Raw genomic sequence first — 9,969 nt, 5'->3', positions numbered from 1 at the left:
TGCGGAACGGCACCACGCCGTCGGCGTCGGGTGCGACGCGCTCGCCGTAGCGCAGCCCGAGGCCGAGACCGGTCAGGAGGTCGAAGGCGGCGTCCTCGAACCGGCCCTGGGCCTCCGTGTACGTCTCGGAGTCGACGTCGGTGCGCTGCTCGACCGAGATCATCGCGCGCTTCGTCTCGTCGAAGAACATCGTGTCGGCGAACCGGTCCCTCACGAGCTCCCGGATGCCGCCCACGGCGCGCTGGGGGAGTGCGACAGACGCGTCGACTGCGACCTCGCGCATCCCGTCGCCCGTGATCGGCGCCCAGGCGCCGCCCTTCTCGAAGACGCCGAACATCCGGGCGCCGTGCGACGCGAGAGCGTCGCCGAGGCCGGCGTCGCACAGCGGGGCGACCACCTGGTTGCGGATGAAGTCGCCGGAGCGACCGGTGATGAAGGCGATCGGAACGCCCGCCGCGGTCATCGCGACCAGGTCGGTGACGATGCTGCGGATGGCGATGGTCCGCGTGACCGGGCTGGCGATCGGGCCGTCGACGTCGAAGAGGAGTCCGAGGTTGTGCACGCTCCATTCTCCCGTGACGGACCGAGACCCTCCGAACCCGCGGGAGAATGGAGCAAGACCACGAAAGGACCGGCCGTGCTCCGCACCATGTTCAAGTCCAAGATCCATCGTGCGACGGTCACCCACGCCGACCTCCACTACGTCGGCTCGCTGACCGTCGACCTCGACTTGATGGAGGCCGCCGACCTGCTGCCCGGCGAGCAGGTCGCGGTGGTCGACGTCACCAACGGCTCCCGGTTCGAGACCTACCTGATCGCGGGCGAACGCGGCAGCGGCGTCATCGGGGTGAACGGCGCGGCGGCCCATCTGGCCGACGTCGGCGACACCGTCATCGTCATCTCGTACGCCCAGCTCGACGACACGGAGGCGCGGACGTTCACTCCCACGGTGGTGCACGTCGACGCCGGCAACCGCATCGTCACGATCGGCGCCGACCCGGCGGAGGCGCTCGCCGAGGGCGTGAGCGCACCGCCGTTCGCGGTGCTGTCGGCGGTCGACGGGGCAGCGCCGGCGACCGCCGGACCCGCGTGACCTACCGCGCCACCGAGAGCCTCCACCCCATCGAAGGACAGCGCATCGAGCTGGAGGCCGAAGTGCCGTTCACGACGCTGCGCGCCGCTTTCGAGACGGAGGTCCCCGAGCTCGACCACGACCTCCTGCGCCGCCTCCTCGACGCGGGGGCCGACTGGACGACGCTCACCCGCTCGCTCGCGGGGCCGGGATCGCACGGGCTGGTGTGCTTCTGGAGCGGCGAGGTGACCGCGGTGATGCGCGTCGGCGGCGTCGACCTCCCGGGCGTCGGCTACCTCGTCGGCGACTACGCGACGGCAGCGCGGATGTACCGGCACGACGCCGGCACCACGCTCTACACCCCGTTCCGCGTCGAGCTGCACGCATCGCGGGAGGGGTGGACCGTGCTGAGCGCCGACCAGCCCAGCGCCCCGCTGCGGGGCTTCGGCAACAACAAGATCACGCAGGCCGGCTACGAGCTCGACCGCATGCTGGGCGACCTCCTCGAAGACCTGGGACTGCCGCGGCCGAGCGTGCTGCGGCGGTAGCCCGGCCCGCGATCCTGGCAAGATCGAGACATGGAGATCGCGGCGCTGCAAGACGAAGTGGAGGCGGTGTCGGCGTTCTATGCGGAGCGCCACGACATCCAGCGGACGGACGACTGGTTCCTGCTCAAACTCGGCGAGGAGGTCGGCGAACTGATGCAGGCGTACCTCGCCCGGTCGCGTCAGACGCGCGACAAAGGGCGCACCGAGCAGCAGGTGGAGGAGGATTTCCGTGCCGAGCTGTCCGACGTGCTCGCGCAGGTGCTGCTGATCGGGCGTCGGTTCGACGTGGACCTCGAAGCGGAGGTCGCCCGTAAATGGTTGGTCTGGAAGCCGGAGCGGTCCGGCGCCTGACGTGAGTTTCGCCGTCGGCGGCGAGGGCGCGGGTTACGGCTCGCGGAGGCCCCAAGGCTGGCCATAGCCGCCGTCGGCCTCCGGGCGCTCCATCAGCTCGAGGAACGGGCGCGCGGGGAAGGCCTCGGGGCCGCGGACCCCGGAGCCCGACCAGGTGCCGTTCGCGAGGAGTTCGAGGGCGATGACCGGGTTGAGCGCGGTCTGCCAGACGACGCACTGGGCGTCGTACTCGCGCATCGTCCACTCGTTGTCGCTGACGTGATACAGGTACACGCTGCGGGGGAGGCCGTCCTTGCCGGTGCCGGTCACCCAGACGCCGGCGCACGTCTTGCCGGTCATCCGCGGGCCGATGGTCGCCGGGTCGGGGAGGGCGGCGGCGACGACGTCGCGAGGGGCGACCTCCACGGGGCCGGAGGCCGACCGCACCCGCAGTGGCACGGTCGAGTCGAGGCCGAGAAGGTGGAGAGTGCGCAGCACGCCGATGAACTCCTCGCCGAGGCCGTACTTGAACGTGACCCGCTTGGCGTCGAGCCAGCGGGGCATGAGGAGGACCTCCTCGTGCTCGACGTTGACGCACTCGACCGGGCCGATGCCCTCGGGGAAGTCGAAGACCTCCGGCTCGCTGAACGGCGGCGTCGTGTACCAGCCGCCGTCCTCCTCGCCCACCCGCGACTTGTCGAAGATCACCGGCGGGTTGAGGCACTCCTCGATGGTGGTCCAGATGCTGAAGGAGGGCGCGAAGATCTCGTTGCCGTCGTCGTCGCGCACCACGAGGTTCGCGCCGTCGCGGGTGCCGAGCTCGTCGATCTCGGAGAACAGCTCGTCGGCGGCGTAGCGGGCGAACACGTCGGAGAGACCCGGCTCGACGCCCATGCCGACCAGGGCGAGCCGGCCGGCGGCCTCCCACCGCTGATTCTCGGCGAACTGGGCGTCGCCGAGCTTGATGCCGGGCCGGCTGTACGGCTCGGTCTGGTGCGGATGCGACAGGCTCATCGCCATGTCGAGGTAGTCGGCGCCGGCGGACAGCGCGCCGGCGAAGATCGACTCGACGAACTTCGGCTCGACCGCGTTCATGACGTGAGTCGCCCGGTGCTCCCGCGCGACCGCCGCGACCGAGCTCGGGTCGGAGGCGTCGATGCGGGTCGCCGTGAAGCGCGAGGCGACATGCTCGCCGTGGCGTGCGCGGATCCACTCGACGGCGGCCTCCGCCCTGGCCTCGTCGTAGTCGCTGACGACGAACGCCTCGTAGAAGGAGCGGCGGGCGGCGATCTTCGCGATGGCGTTTCCGACGCCACCGGCGCCGATCAGCAGGATGCGCATGGTGCTCATTGTGCTCGGTCGGGCGTCGCAGCGGCAGAGGTGCGGGCGCGGTGTCGCGCGCCTATCCGCCTCCGTCGATGATGCGGGTCGGATTGACCAGTATCCTTGCTGAATGGAACTCCGTCAGCTCGAGCACTTCGTCACCGTCGCCGAAGAACGGCACTTCACGCGCGCCGCCGAGCTGCTGCAGATCTCGCAGTCGGGGCTGTCGGCCTCGATCCGCTCGCTCGAGCAGGAGCTCGGCACCTCCCTCTTCATCCGCAGCACGCGCCGGGTCGAGCTGACCACTGCCGGCCAAGCTCTGCTCGCCGACTCGGTGCGCACGCTCGCGAGCGCGGCCGCCGCACGTAACGCCGTCGCCGCCGTGCGGGGCTTGCTGCGCGGCCGGCTCACCATCGGCGCCGAGCCGTGCTTGGGCTCGGTCGACCTTCCCGCCGAGCTGGCCGCGTTCCGCACGGCGAACCCCGGGGTGGAGGTGCGGCTGCGGTACTCGGGCTCGGAGGAGCTGGTGGAGGCGGTCGCCGGCGGGCGAGCAGACGTCGCCGTGGTCGTCGACACCGGCCACGCGCCGAACGGCGTGCGCCTGCGGGCGCTGAGCACGCAGCAGCTGCTGGTGCTCTGCCACCCCGACCACCGCTTCGCGGCCGAGGACAGCATCCCGATCGAAGCACTGCGTGGCGAGCCGCTCGTCGGCTTCCAGGAGGGCTGGGGAGCACAGGCGCTCGCCCGACGGGCCTTTGCGGCGGCCGGGTTCGACTACCGCGCGGCGATGGAGGTCAACGACGTCCATCCGCTGCTCGACCTCGTCGGCTACAACCTCGGCGTGGCGGTCGTGCCGCAGAGCTTCGCCCGCAAGCGCCCGGACCGGTTGCGCGCCGTCGCGCTCAGCGGCGACGTGCCGGAGTGGACGGTCGCCGTGGCCGTCTCCGACGAGCCGAGCCCGGCGGCCGCGGCCTTCCTGCGGCAGCTGGCGCGCTTGGAGGCGCCGGCCCCGCAACCCGCCTGACGCGCCTCCCGCGAACGACGAAGGGCACGTCGTTGTCACTTCTCGGGCGGAAAAGTGACAACGACGTGCCCCTCGGCGAGGATGAAGCGCGGCGCGCCTGCACGGGTCAGGCGGCGTCGAGGCGGTCGAGCTCCTCGGGGGTGAGCTCGACGTCCACGGCCGTGATCGAGTCCAGGATGGTCTCCGGTCGCGACGAGCCCGGGATCGGGATGACGTGCGGGCTCTGCGCCAGATGCCAGGCCAGGGCGACGACCTGCGGGCTGATCCCGCGCGCCGACGCGATCTCGGCGAACGGCGCGAAGCGGTCGCCCAGCTCGCTCGCGTGGCTGATGCCGCCGAGCGGGCTCCACGGCAGGAAGGCGATGCCCAGCTCGTCCGCGAGCCGCAGCTCGGGGTCGCTCGAGCGGAACGCCGGCGAGAACTGGTTCTGCACGGACGCCAGGCGGCCGCCGAGGATCTCCTGCGCCTGCCGGATCTGCTCCGGGTTCGCGTTGGAGATGCCGGCCAGCCGGATGACGCCCTCGTCGAGCAGGTCGCGGATCGCGCCGACCGAGTCCTCGTACGGCACGGAGGGGTCGGGGCGGTGGAACTGGTACAGGCCCAGCGCATCCCCGCCGAGACGGGCGAGGGAGGCCTTCGCGGCCTCCTTCAGGTATTCGGGGCTCCCGTCCACGTACCAGCTGCCGTCGCCCGGGCGCAGGTGTCCGCCCTTGGTGGCGACGAGCACGGTGGAGGCGTCACCGCTCCAGGTGCGCAGCGCCTCGGCGAACAGTTCCTCGTTGTGCCCGACTTCGTCGGCGTGGAGGTGGTAGGCATCGGCCGTGTCGAGCAGCGTCACGCCGGCGTCGAGCGCCGCGTGCAGGGTGTCGATGGAGCGCTTGCGGTCGGGCCGCCCCTCGATCGACATGGGCATGCCGCCCAGGCCGATCGCGGAGACCTCGACATCGCCGATTCTGCGGTTCTTCACTCAGGATCCTTTCGTTACCAGGCGTAGTGCTCGGGCGCGGTCTTGTGGCCCGGGAAGATCTCGTCGAGGCGGGCGAGCGCGGCGTCGTCCAGCTGCACGTCGAGCGCGCGGATGCCGGCCTCCAGCTGCTCGCGGGTGCGCGGGCCGATGATGGGGCCGGTCACGCCCGGACGGCTGAGGAGCCAGGCGAGCGCGACGTCGCCGGGCTCGTGGCCGAGCTCGGCGGCGAACGACTCGTAGGCCTCGATCGCGTCGCGGTGGGTGGCGAGCGTCTCGGCGGCGCGGCCCTCCAGCCGGCGCCGGCCTTCGTTCTGCTTGCGGAGCACGCCGCCCAGGAGGCCGCCGTGCAGAGGCGACCAGGCGATCACGCCGACGCCGTTCGCCTGCGCCGCGGGCAGCACCTCCAGCTCGACCTGCCGGGTGAGGAGGTTGTAGATGGACTGCTCGCTCACGAGGCCCAGGAAGTCCCGCCTGCGGGCCTCCGCCTGCGCTGTCGCGATGTGCCAGCCGGCGAAGTTGCTCGAGCCGGCGTACAGGATCTTGCCCTGTGCGACGGCGACCTCCATCGCCTGCCAGATCTCGTCCCAGGGGGTGTCCCTGTCGACGTGGTGGAACTGGTAGATGTCGATGTAGTCGGTCTGCAGCCGCTTGAGGCTGGCGTCGAGCGCGCGTCGGATGTTGAGCGACGAGAGCTTGCCCTCGTTGGGCCAGTCGCCCATGGCGCCGTAGAGCTTGGTGGCGAGGACCGTGCGCTCGCGACGTCCGTCGCCCTGCGCGAACCAGTCGCCGATGATCGTCTCGGTGGCGCCGTGGCCCTTGCTGCGTCCGTAGACGTTGGCGGTGTCGAAGTAGTTGATGCCGGCGGCATGGGCGGCGTCCATGATCTCGAAAGAGTCGTCGGCAGTGGTCTCCGGCCCAAAGTTCATCGTGCCGAGCACCAGCCGCGACACCGACAAGCCGGACCGACCCAGGTGCGTGTACTGCATGTCTGTCATGGCGCCAGCCTCCGCCCGAACCGGCCAGAAGTCCAACAGGAGGTCGTGATGGGATTGTGCGGTTTCGGTGATGGGTCGGGGCGGGGCGGCGACCACTCGGACTAGCATCCCACTCATGCGCGAAGTGATCCCGGGCGTCCACCGGTTGACCTCGACCCGTGGCGGAAACGCCTATCTGATCGAGGAGGGCGACCGTGCAGTCCTGGTCGACACCGGGTTGCGTTCGAGCGCGGACGCCGTGGTCGGGGAGCTGGCCGCCGCGCACCTCCCCAAGGTCACCGACGTCGTGCTCACGCACTACGACCCGGACCACGTCGGAGGTGCGGCCGCCGTGCAGCGCGCGACGGGCGCCCGGGTGTGGCTCGGCTCCGCCGACATCCGTATCCTGCGTGGCGAGGTGGAACCGCCCACCCGGATGCGCCGCGTGATGTTCCGGTCCGGATGGCTGGGCCGCGCCGACCTTCCCGAGCTGACCGCACTGCCCGACCACGCCGAGGAGGAGATCGCTCCGGCGGTCGTCGCCCTGCCCGCGCCCGGTCACACGCCGGGCCACCACGTGGTGCGCTGGCGCGCGGTCGCCTTCATCGGCGATGCCGCCCGCGTCTCGAAGGGCCGGCTCGTGCACTTTCCGGGCTTCTTGATCAGCGACCGCGACGCCGCCGACGCGACGCTCGCCGCGATCACGGCCTCGGCACCGCGCCTCGTCTGCCCCGGCCACGGCTCTCCCGCGCGGCTGACCGCCTGACCGTTTGACCGCCTGAGCGCCTGACCCTCGGCGGTGTGTGCCTGCAGTTCCAGGATATGCGACGGGGTGGGGCTTGCGGCAAGGGGGAGGTGGAGGCGCCGCGGAGGTCGCCCGTCTCAAGGCGTCGTCGACTCTGGTCGCCGCCGTCGAGCGGGCCGTGCGCCACTACGAGGTGCCGCCGTCGCGCGGCATGGTCGTCGAGACCGAATGGGCCGACCTCCCACTGACGCCCGACGACTGGGCCGACGCGTTCGACGCGGCCGGCGCGAGCACCCCGCACGACGACGCACGTGACGACGTGTGGGAGGAGCTGCTGACGATCCTGGAGGCCAAAGCCGCGGAGGTCGCGCCCGCCGCGGCGCTGCGCCGTCAGCTCGAGCAGAACGCCGCACTGCGGACGGTCTTCACCCGCGCCTGGCCGCTGCTCGACCCGGCAGGAGTGCTCGGTGACCTCTTCTCGGTGCCGGCCTACCTGCGGGCGTGCGCGCCGGCCCTGACCGACGAGGAGGTCGCCCTGCTGCAACGCGACGACCCTCGGGCGTGGACGCTCTCCGACCTCCCGTTGCTCGACGCCGCCCGGCAGCGCATCGGCGACCCGACCTCCGCCCGGGTGCGGCGCGAGCGGGAGGCCGTGCTCGCGTTCGAGCGCGAGGGACGCAACCGCGTGGTCGACGACCTGATCGCGGCGGACGACGGCGAGGGCCTCGTCACGATGCTGAGGGGGGCGGACGCTCAGACCTCCCTGATCGACGAGGCCGCGCTCCCGCGCCTCGACCCCGACCTGCTCGCCGGGCCGTTCGCGCACATCGTCGTCGACGAGGCGCAGGAGCTCACCGACGCCGAGTGGCGCATGCTGCTGCGGCGATGCCCGTCGCGCAGCTTCACGATCGTGGGCGACCGGGCGCAGGCGCGGCACGGCTTCACCGCGGCGTGGGCGTCCCGGCTCGGTGCGGCGGGCATCCCGGACGTACGCGTCTCGACGCTGACGATCAATTACCGCACGCCCGAGGAGATCATGGCGGAGGCCGAGCCGGTGATCCGCGCGGTCATCCCGGACGCGAACGTGCCGACGTCGGTGCGCACGAGCGGGCTTCCCGTCGTGCGGGGCACCCGCGACGACCTCGCCGCGATCGTAGGGGCGTGGCTCGCCGACGACCCGGCCGGGATCGGCTGCGTCATCGCCGCGGAAGACCAGACGCAGGCCGTCGCGGCGGTCGTCCCGCGGTCCGATCGCGTGCGGGTCCTCACGCCTGCGCAGTCGAAAGGCCTCGAGTTCGACCTGGTCGTGCTGGTCGATCCCGACGGTTTCGGCGACGGGATCGGGGGCGCGGTCGACCACTACGTGGCGATGACGCGGTCGACTCGGGAGCTGGTGGTGCTGGCCCCGAAGAGGTGATGTTGCGGCACCGCCTCCCGCACTAGGCTCGCGATCGGCGATCCGAGGGAGAACGATGAGTGACGCTATGGGGCCTCCGACCACAGAACGTGTCGAGCTGCTGGGTCAGTGGCCCGCCCAGGTCCAGGCCGCGTTCTGGGTATTCCTCGCGATCATCGCGGTGCGCCTCGTGATCCTGCCGTTCGTGATCGTGCACCAATGGTCCATAGGCCAGACGGGGATCGTCGCCGACATCGTCGTCGTCGCCCTGTACGCACTCTGCGTGCTCGCGGCCGTGCGCCTCCGGAGGGGCGCCGGGTGGGCGCGCATCGTCCTCACGGTGCTGGGAGCCGTCTCGATCGTCACGGCCGCGTTCGCCTTTCTGAGTGCAACAGGCCTCGCGATCGGGGCGGCCGGTATCGCGGGAATCGTCCTGCTCTGGATGCCCGCGTCGAACGCCTGGTTCCGGGCGGGCAGGGCGACGAAGCTCGCCGAGGCCCGTGACCGCGTGGCGGCCGCGGGCGCTACGGAGTCGTCCCCGGCAGACGGTTAGAGCGCCAGCGCGGCCTCGAGCTCTGCGTCGGTCGGCTCGACCAGGTGACGGCCGTCGGGGAACACGATCACCGGGATGTTGGTGCGGCCGCTGATCGCCTGGGCGCGGTCGGCCTCTTCGGGGCGCGCGACGAGGTCGACGTACTCGTACTCGGTGCCGAGGCGCTCCAGGAGGGCCTTGGAGCGGATGCAGTCGCGGCACCAGTCCGCGCCGAACATGGTGACGGTGTCGAAGGAGGAAGTCATTGCTCCAGCCTAAGCAGCCGCGACTGGGAGTCCGCCGTCCACGATCAGGGTGGCGCTCGCCGCGGTGGGTTCGATGAGGAGTGCGTTGGTGCCGTCCACGTCCCTCGCCCAGGCTCGTGCAGCCTCCGGGGTCCTGCCGTGCAGCGTGTGGCGCTCGACGAGCCGGCGCAGGCGCTCCTCCTCGGGGGTCGCCACGAACCAGCTCTCGGCGAGGAGGTGCGGGATGCGCGACCACGGGTCGGCCGGCGCGAGCAGGTAGTTGCCCTCGACCACGACGAGACGGGTCTCGGGGCTGATGGCGATGCTACCCGCGATCGGCTCGCCGACCGCCCGGTCGAACGCCGGCGCGTAGATGGTGTTATCGCGTTCGGCGCGCACGCGCTCGAGCAGGGCGACGAAACCCCAGCCGTCGAACGTGTCGATCGCGCCTTTGCGGTTGCTCCGACCGAGGGCCTCCAGTGTCGCGTCGGCGAGGTGGAACCCGTCCATCGGGAGGTACGCCGCGACCTCCGCGCCGGCCCCGTCGTTCGCGGCCGCCACGACCGCGCGGGCCAGTGTGGTCTTGCCGGAGCCGGGGCTTCCGGCGATGCCGACGATCGGCCGCCCTGTGGCGGGCGCGACGGGCGAGGTGAGCGCGAGCGCGCGATGAGCGAGGGCCGCCGCGTCTGCCGGCGATCGGTCGGAGTCCATGCCGTCCATTTTCGGTCTTCTTCGCCGCCGGAGACCCATTGCGGCTCTAGTGTCCTGACGACAATAAATGTTATGCTCCCGACAATAGACCGGCGTTCGAAG

The 9,969-nt window shown here is 71.4% G+C and carries 12 protein-coding genes and 1 pseudogene; 7 read left to right on the top strand and 6 right to left on the bottom strand.

Annotation, left to right across the window (positions count from 1 at the left end; genetic code table 11):
- Positions 1-562, bottom strand: a pseudogene (locus AC0HS0_RS06265) (hypothetical protein); the annotation flags it as partial.
- A gap of 75 nt (positions 563-637) precedes the next feature.
- On the opposite strand from AC0HS0_RS06265, the gene panD reads away from it, so the two are divergent.
- From panD to AC0HS0_RS06250, 3 genes are read left to right on the top strand one after another with little or no spacing between them, the layout of a single operon-like run.
- Positions 638-1,093: an aspartate 1-decarboxylase gene (gene panD, locus AC0HS0_RS06260; protein ID WP_472962516.1), complete on the top strand. Its 456-nt coding sequence runs from the start codon at positions 638-640 to the stop codon at positions 1,091-1,093.
- Complete coding sequence (locus tag AC0HS0_RS06255; protein ID WP_472962515.1) at positions 1,090-1,620, top strand: hypothetical protein; 531 nt, start codon at positions 1,090-1,092, stop codon at positions 1,618-1,620. The genes panD and AC0HS0_RS06255 overlap by 4 nt, the downstream gene beginning before the upstream one ends.
- 30 nt (positions 1,621-1,650) lie before the next feature.
- Positions 1,651-1,971, top strand: coding sequence for a pyrophosphatase (locus tag AC0HS0_RS06250; protein ID WP_472962514.1), 321 nt, complete (start codon positions 1,651-1,653; stop codon positions 1,969-1,971).
- A 33-nt stretch (positions 1,972-2,004) separates the two neighbouring features.
- On the opposite strand, the gene AC0HS0_RS06245 is transcribed toward AC0HS0_RS06250, so the two are convergent.
- Entirely contained in the window at positions 2,005-3,291 is a 1,287-nt protein-coding gene (locus tag AC0HS0_RS06245; RefSeq protein WP_472962513.1) for a saccharopine dehydrogenase family protein, read from the bottom strand.
- 112 nt (positions 3,292-3,403) lie between these two features.
- Between AC0HS0_RS06245 and AC0HS0_RS06240 the strand changes: the two genes are divergently transcribed.
- Positions 3,404-4,297 carry a LysR family transcriptional regulator gene (locus tag AC0HS0_RS06240; protein WP_472962512.1) on the top strand — a complete coding sequence of 298 codons (894 nt, stop codon included), beginning with the start codon at positions 3,404-3,406 and terminating at the stop codon, positions 4,295-4,297.
- 106 nt (positions 4,298-4,403) lie between these two features.
- Here the strand turns inward: AC0HS0_RS06240 and AC0HS0_RS06235 are convergent, their stop codons facing one another.
- Together AC0HS0_RS06235 and AC0HS0_RS06230 are read right to left on the bottom strand one after the other, a co-directional pair.
- Positions 4,404-5,264, bottom strand: coding sequence for an aldo/keto reductase (locus AC0HS0_RS06235; RefSeq protein WP_472962511.1), 861 nt, complete (start codon positions 5,262-5,264; stop codon positions 4,404-4,406).
- A 14-nt stretch (positions 5,265-5,278) separates the two neighbouring features.
- On the bottom strand, positions 5,279-6,250 hold the full coding sequence (locus AC0HS0_RS06230; RefSeq protein ID WP_472963525.1) for an aldo/keto reductase: 972 nt from the start codon (positions 6,248-6,250) through the stop codon (positions 5,279-5,281).
- A 124-nt stretch (positions 6,251-6,374) separates the two neighbouring features.
- Between AC0HS0_RS06230 and AC0HS0_RS06225 the strand changes: the two genes are divergently transcribed.
- The 3 genes from AC0HS0_RS06225 (at position 6,375) to AC0HS0_RS06215 (ending at position 8,932) form a co-directional block, all read left to right on the top strand.
- Positions 6,375-7,004: an MBL fold metallo-hydrolase gene (locus AC0HS0_RS06225; RefSeq protein ID WP_472962510.1), complete on the top strand. Its 630-nt coding sequence runs from the start codon at positions 6,375-6,377 to the stop codon at positions 7,002-7,004.
- A 73-nt stretch (positions 7,005-7,077) separates the two neighbouring features.
- Entirely contained in the window at positions 7,078-8,400 is a 1,323-nt protein-coding gene (locus AC0HS0_RS06220; RefSeq protein WP_472962509.1) for a helicase domain-containing protein, read from the top strand.
- A 55-nt stretch (positions 8,401-8,455) separates the two neighbouring features.
- The gene (locus AC0HS0_RS06215) at positions 8,456-8,932 is read left to right on the top strand and encodes a hypothetical protein (protein WP_472962508.1); all 477 of its coding nucleotides are present in this window, start codon (positions 8,456-8,458) and stop codon (positions 8,930-8,932) included.
- Here AC0HS0_RS06215 and AC0HS0_RS06210 read toward each other — a convergent pair.
- A complete protein-coding gene (locus AC0HS0_RS06210) occupies positions 8,929-9,177 on the bottom strand; it encodes a glutaredoxin family protein (protein ID WP_472962506.1) in 249 nt (82 codons plus the stop codon). The two genes, AC0HS0_RS06215 and AC0HS0_RS06210, sit on opposite strands and share 4 nt — an antisense overlap.
- 9 nt (positions 9,178-9,186) lie before the next feature.
- The gene (locus tag AC0HS0_RS06205; protein WP_472962505.1) at positions 9,187-9,867 is read right to left on the bottom strand and encodes a nucleoside/nucleotide kinase family protein; all 681 of its coding nucleotides are present in this window, start codon (positions 9,865-9,867) and stop codon (positions 9,187-9,189) included.
- Positions 9,868-9,969: the final 102 nt, after the last annotated feature.

The organism is Leifsonia sp. PARNA 1/14 (assembly GCF_055720965.1).
The sequence above is the reverse complement of the archived record's forward strand: the minus strand, read 5'-3'. Positions and strand labels throughout refer to the sequence as shown.

Excerpts from the sequence above, each read along its gene's own strand:
- AC0HS0_RS06250 (WP_472962514.1), top strand. The coding sequence starts at position 1,651 with ATGGAGATCGCGGCGCTGCAAGACGAAGTGGAGGCGGTGTCGGCGTTC.
- AC0HS0_RS06245 (WP_472962513.1), bottom strand. The coding sequence starts at position 3,291 with ATGCGCATCCTGCTGATCGGCGCCGGTGGCGTCGGAAACGCCATCGCG.
- AC0HS0_RS06240 (WP_472962512.1), top strand. The coding sequence starts at position 3,404 with ATGGAACTCCGTCAGCTCGAGCACTTCGTCACCGTCGCCGAAGAACGG.
- AC0HS0_RS06230 (WP_472963525.1), bottom strand. The coding sequence starts at position 6,250 with ATGCAGTACACGCACCTGGGTCGGTCCGGCTTGTCGGTGTCGCGGCTG.
- AC0HS0_RS06225 (WP_472962510.1), top strand. The coding sequence starts at position 6,375 with ATGCGCGAAGTGATCCCGGGCGTCCACCGGTTGACCTCGACCCGTGGC.
- AC0HS0_RS06215 (WP_472962508.1), top strand. The coding sequence starts at position 8,456 with ATGAGTGACGCTATGGGGCCTCCGACCACAGAACGTGTCGAGCTGCTG.
- AC0HS0_RS06210 (WP_472962506.1), bottom strand. The coding sequence starts at position 9,177 with ATGACTTCCTCCTTCGACACCGTCACCATGTTCGGCGCGGACTGGTGC.
- AC0HS0_RS06205 (WP_472962505.1), bottom strand. The coding sequence starts at position 9,867 with ATGGACTCCGACCGATCGCCGGCAGACGCGGCGGCCCTCGCTCATCGC.